Raw genomic sequence first — 13,770 nt, forward strand, 5'->3', positions numbered from 1 at the left:
AGAGCAGGAATGGCTCGAACCATCAGGCGCTCTCCTTGGACCGGACGGCTCAAACCCTTCCCGGCCAGCCTCTCCCTCTCAGACCTTGGCAAGAAAATGGGGACCGGCGCTGTGCACCGGTCCCCGATCAACGCAGGACAGCCGGAGCCACCCCGCACTGTGACGTCACTCAGCAGCGTCCAGCTGTTGCGCATCCTCGTCGCTGACGTTCTCCTGATCCTCGTCGTCGTCGAGGAATTCCGGCAGCGGGCCCGCTTCGCCCTCCTGCGCCACTGGCACTGCAGCGGGATCGACGAGACGCAGCGGCTCCGGCAACCAGCCCGAGCCATCCAGCAGACGCTCGGCCTCTTTGGCCATGTCGGCCTTCTTCAGATGGTCGATCAGTTGAGCCGACGACTCACCCCTGGCCTCCCGCACCGCCTCGAGGATGCGAGGCTTGGTGACCCTGCCGAGATAGTTGTCGACGGTCGGTCTCCAGCCAGCCTCGACCATGTCGAGGCCGAGCGCGCGCGCCAGCACATCAGCTTGGTCCAGACGCGTGCGGACACCGTGGGCGGAGACGCGGCCCTGATTGTAGCGGTTGGCCGGCTCGTAGACGGCATTGACCGCAAATGACGCACAGTGGGCGAACAGCGACGCCTGTGCACCACCATCGAGAGCCGTCAACGCATCCCAGAGATCGTTCTCACTCTTCGGCAACCGAGCCTTCCAGGCCTCATGCCGCGCCTCGACAGCTTTGGCAGAGACACTTTCCCTCAGCCCCGGAGCATGAGCGGGAAAGGTCGGCGTGCGAAGTCCGATCTCAAGACAGCTTCCGGACGATGCGAACCGGTAAAAGGCCGTCAACACGAAGTTGTGCAGCACCGCCTGAAACGCGATCGCAGGATTTTCTGCCAACGCGTCCCGCAATGCCAGGGTCCGATGCGCCGTCAGCTCGGTGATGAGCCGATCCGGCAGAGGCCTGGCGGCGTCCTCATCATCCTCCTCGGCATCAGGAGCGCTACCCGCAACCGCGATCACCGTGCGCTGGACAGAAGGGCTCTCTTCTTGACCTTCGGTCGACGACGCATCGGCGCCCTGCCCGACATCAGGATCAGTTGCCGGCGCCTCGTCCTCTGGCCGGACGTAACCCCGGTCCACCGAAAGGCGTCCTTCGGAATCGATGCTGATGAAGACACCAGCTCGGGCGATCTCGGTCGGATCGTAGAGCATCGGCCGATCTTCGAACGCCGCCAGCGCCGATTCGATTTCGCCGAGACGCTGATCGACCTCTTCGGGCAATTCGTCGGCATCCTGATAGTTGGATTCAAGTTTGGCTTGCTCGGCATTCAGGGCATCGATGGTGGCCTGCTCCTCAGGCGAGAGATCGACAGGTTTGCCTTCGATTTTTCGCAGGCCTTGACTGTGACCGTAGGAGAACTCTACGGCGACTGAAATCCACTTCCAGCCTTCGGCAGCAATGGTCTCGGCTTCGGCTTTGAGCTTTTCGGTTACGAGGCGGTCGAGCAACACGACGTCCTGCAGCCAGCCGCCGTCGTCGTGCTCGAACAGATCGCGCAGAACGCCGCCACCCGCGTGCTGATAGGCATCGAGGCCCACAAACTGGGCCCGACGATCCGACCCGCGCACGGTGTTCTCGGTAAGCAAGCGCCGGATCTGGTAAGGTTCGTCATATCCGGAGCGGCTGACGTTCTCCCAGACTTGCTCCTGGCGGGCGTGATCGGCTGTGACCGAGAACGCCATGAGTTGCTCAAGCGTCATGCCGTCCTCGGCATAGACGTCATGCAATTTCGGCGAGACCGACGCCAGGCGCAGGCGCTGCTTGACGATCGTAGGATTCACGAAATGGCGCGCGGCAATGTCTTCCTCACTCATGCCGAGGTCGCGGAGGGTCTGGAAGGCCCGAAACTGATCAAGCGGATGAAGGCTGACCCGCTCGTCGTTCTCCGCCACCGAATCGTCCTCGGCGATGCCCCCTTCTCGAACGACGCACGGCACCGCCTGCGTCTTGGACATGCGCTTCTGTTTCACCAGGAGTTCCAAAGCGCGATAGCGCCTGCCGCCCGCCGGCACCTCGAACATGCCGGTCTCGTTGCCATCTGCATGAACAACGGCCCGGACACTCAGACTTTGCAGAAGTGTACGCTGCGCGATGCTCTCGGCGAGCTGCTCGATCGAGACACCGGCCTTGACGCGGCGAACGTTCGACTGGCTGAGTACGAGCTTGTTGAAGGGAATGTCCCGGGAAGGCGACAGCGTGATCTTTTGTACGGCTTTCGTCATTTTGGCTCTCCACGACGGGCGGCCGAAAGACTCTCTCTCGGCTTCCAACCCGTCGCGAACAGCCTCACCTCCTCTCACTCTCGCGCGGCCACGAGGCCGAGCATCACGTAGCCTTGTGACCGGCAACAACCGAGTCCAGCAACGCGGGCTGAATGGACCCTGGAACGAAGTCGAGCAAATAGTCTGCGGCCTTGCTCGCCTGCGAGGCGGCACGCACGATGGCTCGATTGTCTTCGCGCAGGACTTCGAGCCAGGAGCCGATATAGTCGGCATGGCGCACGGTCGGGACGATCCCGAGCGACGCGCAGCTGAAGGCGGCACTCAACTCAGCGACCAGTTCTTCGAAGGCATATTTCTTCGTACCGTAGGATCCGCTCTGGTCGCGATTGAGGCGTGAGGGATGCCCGGTCGCATGACCGTTATGCCGATATCGGCATAATGGCCATTATGCCGTAAGCCGGATTATGCCGAATTTTCGAGAAGGCCGTTGGAATTGGACGTCGTCAATGCGCTGACAGTCGGCATAATCGCGCCAACTATACGAAACGCATAATCGTTCCGAGAGGCCTTTCTTTGCTGACATTGAAGCCGTTGCAAAATTCGCTATTCTGCAACGTAGCTGAAGTCGGATTCAAAATCGTCGCTTTAATCGGGAATTTCGCGACAGTTCTTTTAGGATATTGGAAGGTCGGGAAATATGCGGCGCGTCCAGAAACTATTCCTTTTTGTTGTTGCAATTACAATGATTGGGATTTCGGGGATAATCGGCTGGCTAACCTTCAGCCCGCCCGATGGACTTCTATCGGCATCGGCCGTTGCGGCAAAAATGGTTTGTTCGAACGTCTTCATTGCCAAACGCGACGCGGCCTCCGTCATTGGAAGCGATGTAGCGTTTGCGCTCCCTCATGTCGCCAACCGTCTGAAAATCTCGGTGGACCCCGCCAACCAGCGTGTCGAAGTGGCATTTCGCGGCCTCTTCGCCAAACGCGACGCCCAAAATGAGGACGGACGCGGTTGCACGCTGGTCTCGAAGGACGAAATCCCCGATCGCGCCGCGCCGCCTTCACGTCCGGCAAAGCCTGATGCGCTCTGGCCGGCCGGCGAGAGGGTGCAATTGTCCGAAGACAAGCGTTTGCTGGCAGCGCTGAACGATCCGGCTCTCCAAGGGCCCGGCATGCGCGCGATCGTCGTGGTTCAGGACGGGCGCATCGTCGCTGAAACCTATGGCGAAGGGTTTAGCGCTTCGACGCCCTTGCAGGGCTGGTCGATGACGAAGACCGTAAACGCTGCCCTGGCCGGCATGGCGATCAAGGACGGAAAGCTTTCGCTCGATCGACAGAACTTATTTCCGCAGTGGGCCGGCGACGCGCGTGCGGACATTTCCGTGGCCGATTTGATGGCCATGACGAGCGGATTGAAATGGAGTGAAGCTGGCGATTCTCCCGACCCTGACGGGTTGGAGAATCTCGCAAAGGATGCAGCGGCCTTCGCGAGGGATCGACCGCTCGTCGCCCCGCCTGGAACGAAGTTCAACTATGCCGGGGGGTCATCCGTCCTATTGGCCCGGCTCTGGCAGAACGCGGTTGGAGCGGACGCGCGAGCTTATCCGCAGGAGCGATTGTTCAAGCCTTTGGGCATGACCAGCGCCGTTCTCGAAGCCGACCCTTCAGGTACATTCCTTGGTGAAGCTTTTCTCTTCGCTAATGCGCATGATTGGGTGCGTTTCGGCGAATTCCTGCGCCTGAACGGAGAGTGGAACGGCGAACAGCTTTTGCCGGCGGGCTTCGTCGATTACATGCGCTCGCCTGTGCTGGTTTCCGAAGAGGGACATGGCCCGGTCTACGGTCGCGGACAGCTTTGGTTGGGGCCGGGCCAGGGATTCCGACTTCCAGCCGACACGTTCATGATGCAAGGGCACCTGCGTCAGGTGATCGCGATCATCCCCTCGCGTAAACTGGTGATCCTGCGCATGGGATTGACGCGGGAAGATATCGGTTACAGCACAGCGAAACTACTTCAGGCGATTGCCGCGGCGTCGCAAAAATCCTAAGTTTCACGGCAGATCGCCCCCTCAAATCTAAGCCCCCTCAAATCTAAAGAGAATTCGTGTCGCAAAAATCCATCGCGAAAGTCGGCGATTTGCGGCCGACTTTTGCGGCACATCGGGCTTTCTGTAAGCGGCGGCCCTGCCACTTGCGCTGATCCTCAGCGCGGGAACGCCGATGGCTAGTTACATATCGAGGTTTTGATGGGAAGTTTGTTGCTCCAACAACATGGAGCACAAGAAATGGAAATATCCGACAAGATTACCTGCCTCGATCCCTACTTCGTATCATTCGAGGAAAGTCTTTCTTCAAGGAACTACAAGCCAGAGACCTTGGCGAACTATCGCTACCTGCTTCGACGCTTCGGCCGCTTGCTCGAAGCCGAGAGCATTGTGCCGTCGACGTTGACGCCAGACCTTGCTGTCGCGCTGGGGCGGCGGTTGCCGATCACACCGAAGAGCCAGATCAAGGTTCCCAATCTTGCCAGGCTGTTCGTCCTGCATCTCATCGAGATAGGAGTGGCGAGCCGACCACCGCTTACGCCTTCGCAGGCCGAACGTCACGAACTGCTGAGCAACTTCGAAACCTATCTTCTGCGGCAGCGCGGCCTCAGCCCTCGCTCCGTCTATCACGTGCTCCGGTTCGCGGATCGCTTTCTCCATCATCGCTTCGGCGACCATGTGCTCGATCTGCCGGCGCTTAACGCCCGGGATGTCGTGGCGTTCATGGAGCACCTTCTCTCACGCAAGCGCCCATTCCGCGATAAGACACCGGCAACTCATCTTCGCAGCTTCTTCCAGTATCTGTTCGCACAGGGCCTCACGACGACAAATTTGTCGCTCTGCGTCCCCAGGGCCCACAAACCTTGGGGCGCAAGGCTCCCTCGCTATCTGTCGCTTGATGAGGTGGAGGCTGTTCTGGCCTCGGTGCGCACCAATCCGCGGCACGGCGCACGCGATTACGCAATGCTGCTGCTGATGGCCCGCCTTGGCCTGCGCGCGCCGGAGGTTATCGCTATCCAACTGGATGACATCGATTGGCGCTCGGGCGAGCTTCTCGTTCGTGGAAAAGGGCAGCGCCATGACCGGCTGCCGATCCCGCCAGACGTCGGCGAAGCGATCATCCGATATCTACAGGAGGAGCGAACCTCAACGACCACGCGCACGCGCACGCTGTTCGTGACGCATCGGGCGCCAAACCGCCCGTTCAAGGACAGCCAGGTCATCAACGCCATATTGAAGGAGGCGTTCGCGGCGACGGGCGTGAAGCCGCCGACACCCTACGTGGGATCGCATGTTCTGCGCCACAGCCTGGCGACGAACATGGTTCGCGCCGGCGCCTCGTTGGAAGAGATCGGCGATCTGCTGCGGCATCGATCGCGGGCGACGACGATGATCTACGCGAAGCTTGACACGGATGGCCTGCGTTCCATCGCCCAGCCTTGGCCGGTCGCGGAGGTGGCACGATGAGCTTCCTTGCCGAACTCGACCGCTACCTGACCGTCAGAAGACAGCTCGGCGCCGATCTGAGCACGGATGAGCGGATACTACGTCGCTTCGCTATCTTCGCCGACCGCGATGAAATGAAGTACGTCAATACCAACCTGATCATGCGCTGGCTCGAGAGCTTGTCCTCTGCCAGTACCGGAACCCGGGCAACACGCTTCAGAGTAGCTCGCCAATTTGCCGAATGGTTGCATGGCATAGACCCCAAGCATGAAGCCCCGCCCCGGGGACTGGTGCCCGGTCGCGTTCAACGCGTGCATCCATATATTTATAGTGAGGCCGAAATCGTTGCGATCATCGAGCATGCGCGGACTCTGCCATCGGTCTACGGCATGCGTGGCCTGACGTGCTCGACGCTCTTCGGCCTTGTCGCCGTGACCGGACTTCGGATCGGCGAAGCTCTCGGTCTCGACCCTGCCGATCTCGATGTCGAATCCGGCGTGCTTCATGTCCGGCAGGGCAAGCTCGGCAAGGAACGGTTGCTGCCGCTGGACCCAAGCGTCGTGCAGCGGCTGGAAAGCTACGGCCGCGAGCGGGACCGACTGCTCGGGCGCAGGCCGGAAGCACTCTTCGTGACCTGCGAGGGGCATCGTCTTGGCGATTGCGGTGCGCGGTACAACTTCGCGCATGTATGCCAGCAGATCGGGCTGCGAGAGCCGCAGCTTTATCTTCGGCACGGCCGTGGACCACGCATCCACGATCTTCGCCATACCTTCGCGGTGCGTACCATGCTGAGCTGGTATCGGTCGGGCAAAGACGTCGGCCGCGAGATGATCAAGCTCACGACATGGCTTGGTCATGCGAACCCCGCCCATACCTATTGGTATCTCGAAGCGGTCCCGGAACTGCTGGAGCTGGCCTCCGCTCGGATAACAGGCGCGGCAGTGGAGGCGGAAACCCGATGAAGGCGACCAACTTCCCCGCGCTGATCCAGCGCTTCTTCACCGATCGGCTCGGCACGCAGATGGAAGCGAGCCGCCATACCGTCGCTGGCTACCGCGATACATTTAGGTTGCTGATCCGGTATGCAAGTTCACGGCGTGGAAAGCCACCCACGAAACTGACGATCGAAGATCTCGACGCTGATCTTGTCGCCGACTTCCTGACCCATGTGGAAACGGCGCGAGGCAACACGGCACGCACCCGCAATACGCGTCTTGCCGCTATCCGCTCGTTCTTCCGCTACGTTGCATTGACCGACCCGAGCTGCCTTCTTCATTGCCAGCGCATTCTCTCAATGCCGAACAAGCGGTACGTGAAGCGGAGCGTGACGTTCCTTGATGCTGAGGAGATAGCGGCGCTGCTGGCCGCGCCGGATCGAAAGACGTGGGTGGGCCGGCGTGATCACGTCCTGCTGGTGCTTGCACTTCAGACCGGGTTGCGGGCGTCCGAATTGATCCACCTGCGCTGCAAGGACGTGATCCTCGGCACGGGGGCTCATATCCGGTGCATCGGCAAGGGGCGGAAAGAACGCAGCACGCCTCTTCGTCGTGACACGGCCAAGCTGATCCAGGCCTGGATAGGCGAACGCCTTGACAGCGACGGACCATTGTTCCCATCGATCCGGGGCGAGCGGCTCAGCCGTGATGCTTTGGAACATCTGGTTGGCAAGCATTGCCTAGCGGCATCGCGAGCCTGCCAGCGCCTCGCTGGCAAACGCGTCACGCCGCACACGCTGCGCCATAGTACGGCGATGGAGCTGCTCCATCACGGCGTTGACCAATCCGTGATCGCGCTATGGCTCGGGCACGAGTCCGTGGAAACAACACAGATCTATATCCACGCCGACATGAGGCTGAAGGAAAAGGCACTCTCGCAGGTCGCCAGTCCAGAAATGCATCCCGGGCGGTATCGTCCCAGCGACGAACTGCTCGCCTTCCTCGAAGCGCTCTGATTATGCCGAACCGCCGCATGGCCAAGAGCAGGCGTAACCGCCGCCAAACTCGGCCATGCGGCATAATCCGACTTACGGCATAATGACCGAGTTCATGCAACGCCGTGCGGTGCCAGTTGATGGGTTCGAAATAGGCCTGCGGCGGCGGGACCTGAACATAGTCTTCGGCTGTTGAATAGAATGCGCGATCTCCACCGATCCGAAACGGAATTCCGCTAACCTTGATCAGGGCCTCGACAGTTGGCTCGATCAGGCCCGCCGGCGGTAGGGGCGCAGCAGTGGCAATCTCGTCAGGCAGATCTGCGCACTGATCGGTGTTGAAAACGGTAAACCGCTTGAGAAACGGAATAGCCTGCGCGTCTTCGCCAGTCTCTGCGGCGCGTCGCCTTTCATCATTCGGCACGAAACGATCAGCGTAGACGACAGTGGTGCCGCGCTCTCCATTGCGAACGTGGCCGCCGAGCGAGAGGGCCTGACGAAAGGTGAGCCAACTTTGACCTGTAAATCCGCGTTCGATCACTGCTCCCCAGAGGATAAGGATGTTCACCCCACTGTATTGCCGGTTAGTCGACGCGTTTTTCGGCATGGCCAGCGGCGCTTTCGCCGCGGCCGTGCCCCAGGGCTGAACCCAGGGGACGCGTCCGGCCTCGAGCTCAGCAATGATCTTGCCGGTGATTTCGTTGTAGAGGTTCGCCCGGTCCTGGCCGGCGCGCGCGCGAGCAGTAGGGTTTGACATCGCGAATCTCCGCGGCGGGCACCGCGAGCCTCTCTCGCAGCTTGTAACCCGTCACGGAAAAACCAGCCTGCACTCTTACTCTCAGCCTCTTCGCAATTTGCCTGAGGGCCGCAGGCCCGATTAGGCGTGCGCCAGCGGCGCATCGCCTCAACGGAAAATGGCACCCGGAGAGCGTGAGCATAGCGACCCGAAGGGGCACGCGGGTCCGAGTGCAGCAACGAGACCGGTTCAACAGCGGCACCCGGGAACGGGGCAGTGATAGCGATCGCCGCAGGCGAGCCCCTTTCCCGAGTGCCCCCGGCGAGGAGCACCAAAGCTCTTGCGCGAGGGATCGAAGCCGTAAGGCCGAGACGCTGGGCGGCTCGGTTCACGAGAGCCCGGTGCGGCCCTGGCCGCACGCGCCTTGTAGTCAGGAAAGACAGCGGGGCGCCCGCGGCGTGAAGGAGGACCAGCCCGCTGCGGCCTAAGTCTCAGTCCCTGTCGCCGCACTGCTTGAGCTTGTCCACGACCGCTGAACTCTCGACGATCTTGCCGTCGCGGCTGAGCGGCACGTATGCCGCCTTCCGGCCCTCGGCGTCGGTGACTTCGATGACCTGTGGCATCGTATCGGGATACTCGCCGGCGTGTTCTCTGGTCTCCACGCGGTAGCCCTCGAAGCGCATGTCGCTGCCGTCCATGCCCGGATCCTGCGGACGCTTCTCGGGCGGCATCGGCGGTAGGTCGGGGTCGGCCGCATTTCGGGGCGGAGAGCTCCAGGAAGGTGAACTTCGATCGAGAAGCCGCCTCAGCTCGCCGACGGCCTCGCCGCGCCGTTCGAGCTCCTCCACCGCAGCGACGACCTCGTCGCGATCGAGAACGTCGAGAAGGTCGTTGACCGTGCGCTCGCAGTCCCGCTCGCCCGGCTCCAGGTAGCGCGCCAGGATGGCCTGGGCCCGCCCGACGGCTTCCATCACCTGCTTTTCCGCGGTCATCGGCCAACTCCACGCAACTCGCACTCGTCGATTCAATGGGTGCAGGGACACCTTGTTCCTCGGTCGGCGCAGCGGGGAACACGTGGAAAAGCGTAGCCGCGGCGATTTCGAATCTCTGGGCTGTGGTAGCAGCGCGGAACGCACGGCGGCCGACAAGGATTCGTCGAAGGCCAAGGAGCGATTTCGATGCTGATGTTAAAGGAAAGGCGCCCCGCGACCCGGACGCTGCGGGCCTGGGCGATCTCGGTGCTGCAGGTAGCCGGAGCCATCCGCGAATGCGAGGAGCACGGGTGGATGCAGGACCGTGGCGACCCGCACGCCCGCGAGCGGGCCTTCGACATCGCACGTCAGGATCCGCCAACCGGATTCTCTCCGGAGGAGGCCATCGCCGAGGTACGCGATGTTCTGGATTCGATCGGCGATTCCTGTCCGGAGTGCTCGTCCGGGGGCTAGGCCGTCTCTTCTCTCGGCTCGCGGCCGAACGGCACCTGCAGGCGAGTGAGTTCGATCCACGCCAGTGCGGCGTTGATCCATCTCTGCCGTTCGGCTCCATCGGCTTCGGCGGCGAGCGTCATCGCCGCGATCGCCGCCTCGTGCTCGGGGTCGTACTCGACGTCCATAAGCCGAAATATAATCGCGGATGGTAAACGATCACGCATCAATGCGACCGTAGGAATCCGGGGCCGGCCTGGGCGACGGCGGACATCCTGCGGCGCCCGCTAAGCTCGCGCCAAGGCACGGGCTTGATTCTGAAGATCCCGAGCAGAGCGAAACCGGCAACCTCCCCAGGAAGGCCAAGGTATGATCGCGACGGCTGCGCCATCGCGGCCGAAATCGGCGAGCGGCTGCGCCTTTGGATGCCCGCCGAGAAGGAACTTCCTCCGTCCCTGAAACCGCTGCTCGATCGGCTCGGTGCCTCCCAAGAGAGCCCCACGTCACGCTAACGCGGATGCGCCCGCACCCTGACCCGCAATCCCGGGTCCAACCGCTCGTATGCGATCTCGCCATCGAGCTGTTGGGCGAGGAGCTGGACGATGCGCGAACCCAATCCACCTGGGTCGGTGCCGGTGGGAAGGCCGACGCCGTTGTCGGACGCCGATAGTTCGATGCCGTCGCCTTTCGACAAAGAGACGAGGACGCTTCCCGGCTTGTCGCCGGGAAACGCATACTTCAGCGAGTTCGTGACGAGCTCGTTCGCGATCATGCCGATCGCGAGAGCATGACTGTTCGGCAAGTGAATGTCCTCACAGATCACCTTGAAGGCGACCGGCCCGGACGGAGCCAGGGACTGAAAGACCTTCTCGACCACCTCGGTCAGGAAGTAGCGCATATTCACCGAGCGCGAGTCCTCCTTGAGCGAGAGGTGGTCGTACACCTCGGCCATCACCTGCAGCCGGCGCGCGGTTGCCTCCAGCGCGGCCGCGACCTCCGGCCCGCCGTGTCTTGCCTCGAGCCGGATCATCCCGCTGAGCATGGCCAGATTGTTCTTGGTCCGGTGAGCCATCTCCTGCAGCAGCACGGCCTTGGTCTGGTCCGCCAGCATGACGCGCCGGAGCTCGGCGCGCTGGAATTCGGCGACGGTCGCCGTCCCGGCCGCAGTGATCGCGAAGAGCGAATTCGTCGCGAGGAAATCGAGGCCGAAGCCGCCGGCGTAGCTGAGATAGGCCCCGACGCCGACCGCGATGAGCGCTGCGAAGATCCCGGAGCCGCGATCGAAAATCAGACCCGAGAGAAACACGCCGGGCAGCAGCAGGAAATACCCCGGCGCGCCGGTCTGCATCTGGAGCGCCATCTGCAGCACGGCGCACGCCACCATGATGCTCGCGGAAATGCCGTACCGGACCAGGCTCGGAAGCCTGTGCTCCAGAACCAATGGGTAGAGCCTATTCATGGGGTCCAAGCCGTAAGCAGATGCGGTTCCCCGTTGCCGACGCATAATGTGCCCACCCCCGTGTGACCCTGGCAAGCGCAATGAATCTGGTGGCGTTAAGGCAGCGGTTGCTGGCCTTTCATGAGCGATGTCCGATCGCCGGCCGAAAACCGGGACGCGTATTCGGCGTCTCAGGACTTTGGCCTCTGCTTTTCTACCGCTTCGCGAGCCAAGCGCTCCGCCTTCAGGCGCTCCCGGTTTGCATGGAATGCCTGCTGGTCGCGTTCATGCTCGGAGACCGGTGCCGTCGCGCTCGTGTCGCGAAACACCTTGCGCGCTTCCCGTTCGGCCGCGGTCGGCGTCCTTCGGTCCGATGTGCGATTGCTCCCTCCTTTGGGCGCAAACGGTCCTTGCGCTATGTTGCGCGTTCGGACCGCCAACCTAGGGGGTAGGTTTTCCCCCGGCGGGGCTTTTGGGGAGCCGGGGGCATGGATTCGACGCTTCGCGAACCCATTCGTTCCAATCCCCTGGTGTCTCGAATTTCACGCCGACTTTCGTTGCGCCTTGGCCGGCTTTTTCGCCGCCGCTTCCTTCGCCGGCTTCTTCCCCTCGATCGACATCAGCATTTCCTTCTGGCCGGCTGTCGCCTTGCGCGGCTTCTTGGCCGGGTTGGCAGCCTTCGCTGGCGCGGCCTCCTTGCCCACGGATCGGCGCAGCGCCTCCATCAGATTGACGACGTTGGTCGCTGCGGGCTTCGACTTCGGCGTGATCGGTTTGCCGGCGCGCTTCTGGTTGATGAGGTCAATCAGCGCAGTCTGATAGTGGTCCTCGAACTTCTCAGGATCGAACCGCCCCGCCTTCTGGTTGACGATGTGCTTGGCCAAATCGAGCATGTCCTTGGTGACCTTCACGTCCTGGATCTCGTCGAAGTATTCCTGCTCGCTGCGCACCTCGTAGGGGTAGCGGAGCAGCGTGCCGACCAGGCCCTTGTCCATCGGCTCGAGCGCGATGATGTGCTCGCGGTTGGTCAGCACCACGCGCCCGATCGCGACCTTGTCCATCTCGCGGATGGTCTCGCGGATCACCGCAAAGGCGTCGTGGCCAACTTTGCCGTCCGGCCGGATGTAGTACGGGCGGATCAGGTAGCGCGGGTCGATGTCGGACTTGTCGACGAATTCGTCGATCTCGATCGTCCGCGTGGATTCGAGGGCGATCTCTTCGAGCTCCTCTTTCGTGACCTCGATGAATTGGTCCTTCTCGAGCTGATAGCCTTTCACGATGTCCTCGTTCGGCACCTCGTCGCCGGTGTCGGCGTCGACCTTCAGGTACTTGATCCGGTGACCGGTCTGGCGGTTGAGCTGGTTGAAGGAGATCTTCTCGCTCTCCGACGTCGCCGGGTAGAGGGCTACGGGGCACGTCACTAGCGAGAGACGCAGGAACCCTTTCCAGTTAGCTCGGGGGGCCATGTACGCAGAACTCCGGTTCGAGGCGGCCTGGATTCAAGACGAACGAGGCAGAGCCGTTCCGACACCGGCGGCCGCCGTCCCCGAGATTCGTCCGCCGCGGACCGCAGCGCCATGGGAATTCGGGCGAGGGTCTCTTGACTCCATAGGAACGAAACGGGAACATAGGCTGATGAAAGCCGCTCGCGACCAGACCGAGCCCGTCGTCCACGACATCGAGGCGGCCGCCGACCAGGCAATCGCGGCCTGCGGCGGCGATGCGCGGGAAGCAGTGAAGGCGCTCATCGTCGCCAACGACTTCCTCGAGGCCCAGCTCGAAGGGCTCTGGCGGAAGGTCTCGACGGGGTACGCCCAGGGACGGCTTCCGGGGACGCGCGAACAGAGGAGTGAGCCAGATGACTGACGTGACCTATTACGTCGCTCTACCGTTCGTTTTCTCCGACGACGGCGTGGCCGCCGGCGAGGCGACGGAGTGCCTGAGCGCCAATGCCGCGGTCTTGAGGGCCGAGGCGCTGTCCCGGAAGCCCGGCAACGCCGGCGCCGTCGCGTTCTCGCGGACAGGAGATCCGTCCAGCGGCGACTTCGGCGACGCCAAGCTGATCCGGAAGTTCGGCGACGTGCCGGACGACCTGAGCGCGCTGTGAAAGGATCATTCCTCGTCCGGAGCGGTGGCATCTCCGTGCTCGAGCAGGTTCAGCGCGGTCTCGATCTGCGCCAGCAGTCGCTCGATTTCCTCGCGTTCGTTCGGTCCGGTACCGCTTTCCAGTCGTTCCACGAGCGCCTGCTTCCGTGCAAGCAGGTTTGCGACAGCCGACATCCGAACCTCCCAAAGTGAAGCGGCACTTCCAAAGGAACTGGTGTGTCAGCGCCGATCTCGCCAGTCCCTGGCCCTGCCGCGCTCGGCCCCTCTCCGAACGGCTTCTTCCGGGCCGCTATTCGCGGCCGCAGCGGGCCGTCTACCCACTTCCGGGCGGCTGGATCGTGCAACGGATCGTCGTCGCAG

General features: G+C 62.4%; 13 protein-coding genes and 2 pseudogenes. 7 read left to right on the plus strand and 8 right to left on the minus strand.

The annotated features are described in order from the left end of the window. Positions 1-165: 165 nt before the first annotated feature. Together N2603_RS36050 and N2603_RS36055 are read right to left on the minus strand one after the other, a co-directional pair. On the minus strand, positions 166-2,283 hold the full coding sequence (locus tag N2603_RS36050; protein WP_260385879.1) for a ParB/RepB/Spo0J family partition protein: 2,118 nt from the start codon (positions 2,281-2,283) through the stop codon (positions 166-168). Positions 2,284-2,386: 103 nt separating this feature from the next. After that, a pseudogene (locus N2603_RS36055) lies at positions 2,387-2,704 on the minus strand (zincin-like metallopeptidase domain-containing protein); the annotation flags it as partial. 276 nt (positions 2,705-2,980) lie between these two features. Here N2603_RS36055 and N2603_RS36060 point away from each other — a divergent pair. The 4 genes from N2603_RS36060 (at position 2,981) to N2603_RS36075 (ending at position 7,727) form a co-directional block, all read left to right on the plus strand. Then, positions 2,981-4,333, plus strand: coding sequence for a serine hydrolase domain-containing protein (locus N2603_RS36060; protein ID WP_260385880.1), 1,353 nt, complete (start codon positions 2,981-2,983; stop codon positions 4,331-4,333). Positions 4,334-4,570: 237 nt separating this feature from the next. Next, positions 4,571-5,797, plus strand: coding sequence for a tyrosine-type recombinase/integrase (locus tag N2603_RS36065; protein WP_260385881.1), 1,227 nt, complete (start codon positions 4,571-4,573; stop codon positions 5,795-5,797). After that, positions 5,794-6,738: a tyrosine-type recombinase/integrase gene (locus N2603_RS36070; RefSeq protein ID WP_260385882.1), complete on the plus strand. Its 945-nt coding sequence runs from the start codon at positions 5,794-5,796 to the stop codon at positions 6,736-6,738. Before N2603_RS36065 ends, N2603_RS36070 begins: the two co-directional genes overlap by 4 nt. Further along, the gene (locus N2603_RS36075; RefSeq protein ID WP_260385883.1) at positions 6,735-7,727 is read left to right on the plus strand and encodes a site-specific integrase; all 993 of its coding nucleotides are present in this window, start codon (positions 6,735-6,737) and stop codon (positions 7,725-7,727) included. The genes N2603_RS36070 and N2603_RS36075 overlap by 4 nt, the downstream gene beginning before the upstream one ends. Before the next feature lie 82 nt (positions 7,728-7,809). Here N2603_RS36075 and N2603_RS36080 read toward each other — a convergent pair. Next, a pseudogene (locus tag N2603_RS36080) lies at positions 7,810-8,463 on the minus strand (ArdC family protein); the annotation flags it as partial. 470 nt (positions 8,464-8,933) lie between these two features. Beyond that, complete coding sequence (locus N2603_RS36085; RefSeq protein WP_260385884.1) at positions 8,934-9,434, minus strand: hypothetical protein; 501 nt, start codon at positions 9,432-9,434, stop codon at positions 8,934-8,936. 186 nt (positions 9,435-9,620) lie between these two features. On the opposite strand from N2603_RS36085, the gene N2603_RS36090 reads away from it, so the two are divergent. Beyond that, a complete protein-coding gene (locus N2603_RS36090) occupies positions 9,621-9,887 on the plus strand; it encodes a hypothetical protein (protein ID WP_260385885.1) in 267 nt (88 codons plus the stop codon). On the opposite strand, the gene N2603_RS36095 is transcribed toward N2603_RS36090, so the two are convergent. The 3 genes from N2603_RS36095 to ku form a co-directional block, all read right to left on the minus strand. Next, positions 9,884-10,054, minus strand: coding sequence for a hypothetical protein (locus N2603_RS36095; RefSeq protein WP_260385886.1), 171 nt, complete (start codon positions 10,052-10,054; stop codon positions 9,884-9,886). The two genes, N2603_RS36090 and N2603_RS36095, sit on opposite strands and share 4 nt — an antisense overlap. 320 nt (positions 10,055-10,374) lie before the next feature. Continuing rightward, complete coding sequence (locus N2603_RS36100) at positions 10,375-11,325, minus strand: sensor histidine kinase (RefSeq protein WP_260385887.1); 951 nt, start codon at positions 11,323-11,325, stop codon at positions 10,375-10,377. Positions 11,326-11,846: 521 nt separating this feature from the next. Continuing rightward, positions 11,847-12,770, minus strand: a complete 924-nt coding sequence (gene ku, locus N2603_RS36105) for a non-homologous end joining protein Ku (protein WP_260385888.1) — start codon at positions 12,768-12,770, stop codon at positions 11,847-11,849. A 169-nt stretch (positions 12,771-12,939) separates the two neighbouring features. Here ku and N2603_RS36110 point away from each other — a divergent pair, with 169 nt between their 5' ends. Beyond that, positions 12,940-13,170 (plus strand): hypothetical protein, encoded by a 231-nt coding sequence (locus tag N2603_RS36110; RefSeq protein ID WP_260385889.1) that lies wholly within the window; start codon positions 12,940-12,942, stop codon positions 13,168-13,170. Further along, positions 13,163-13,411: a hypothetical protein gene (locus N2603_RS36115; RefSeq protein ID WP_260385890.1), complete on the plus strand. Its 249-nt coding sequence runs from the start codon at positions 13,163-13,165 to the stop codon at positions 13,409-13,411. Before N2603_RS36110 ends, N2603_RS36115 begins: the two co-directional genes overlap by 8 nt. A gap of 5 nt (positions 13,412-13,416) precedes the next feature. Here the strand turns inward: N2603_RS36115 and N2603_RS36120 are convergent, their stop codons facing one another. Continuing rightward, positions 13,417-13,584, minus strand: coding sequence for a hypothetical protein (locus N2603_RS36120; RefSeq protein WP_260385891.1), 168 nt, complete (start codon positions 13,582-13,584; stop codon positions 13,417-13,419). Positions 13,585-13,770: the final 186 nt, after the last annotated feature.

It is taken from the genome of Bradyrhizobium huanghuaihaiense (assembly GCF_025200885.1).
Lineage (GTDB): Bacteria > Pseudomonadota > Alphaproteobacteria > Rhizobiales > Xanthobacteraceae > Bradyrhizobium > Bradyrhizobium huanghuaihaiense.

What these genes read in the sequence shown, in the direction of transcription:
- N2603_RS36050 (WP_260385879.1), bottom strand. Translation starts at nt 2,283, where the DNA reads ATGACGAAAGCCGTACAAAAGATCACGCTGTCGCCTTCCCGGGACATT.
- N2603_RS36060 (WP_260385880.1), top strand. Translation starts at nt 2,981, where the DNA reads ATGCGGCGCGTCCAGAAACTATTCCTTTTTGTTGTTGCAATTACAATG.
- N2603_RS36065 (WP_260385881.1), top strand. Translation starts at nt 4,571, where the DNA reads ATGGAAATATCCGACAAGATTACCTGCCTCGATCCCTACTTCGTATCA.
- N2603_RS36070 (WP_260385882.1), top strand. Translation starts at nt 5,794, where the DNA reads ATGAGCTTCCTTGCCGAACTCGACCGCTACCTGACCGTCAGAAGACAG.
- N2603_RS36075 (WP_260385883.1), top strand. Translation starts at nt 6,735, where the DNA reads ATGAAGGCGACCAACTTCCCCGCGCTGATCCAGCGCTTCTTCACCGAT.
- N2603_RS36085 (WP_260385884.1), bottom strand. Translation starts at nt 9,434, where the DNA reads ATGACCGCGGAAAAGCAGGTGATGGAAGCCGTCGGGCGGGCCCAGGCC.
- N2603_RS36090 (WP_260385885.1), top strand. Translation starts at nt 9,621, where the DNA reads ATGCTGATGTTAAAGGAAAGGCGCCCCGCGACCCGGACGCTGCGGGCC.
- N2603_RS36095 (WP_260385886.1), bottom strand. Translation starts at nt 10,054, where the DNA reads ATGGACGTCGAGTACGACCCCGAGCACGAGGCGGCGATCGCGGCGATG.
- N2603_RS36100 (WP_260385887.1), bottom strand. Translation starts at nt 11,325, where the DNA reads ATGAATAGGCTCTACCCATTGGTTCTGGAGCACAGGCTTCCGAGCCTG.
- ku (WP_260385888.1), bottom strand. Translation starts at nt 12,770, where the DNA reads ATGGCCCCCCGAGCTAACTGGAAAGGGTTCCTGCGTCTCTCGCTAGTG.
- N2603_RS36110 (WP_260385889.1), top strand. Translation starts at nt 12,940, where the DNA reads ATGAAAGCCGCTCGCGACCAGACCGAGCCCGTCGTCCACGACATCGAG.
- N2603_RS36115 (WP_260385890.1), top strand. Translation starts at nt 13,163, where the DNA reads ATGACTGACGTGACCTATTACGTCGCTCTACCGTTCGTTTTCTCCGAC.
- N2603_RS36120 (WP_260385891.1), bottom strand. Translation starts at nt 13,584, where the DNA reads ATGTCGGCTGTCGCAAACCTGCTTGCACGGAAGCAGGCGCTCGTGGAA.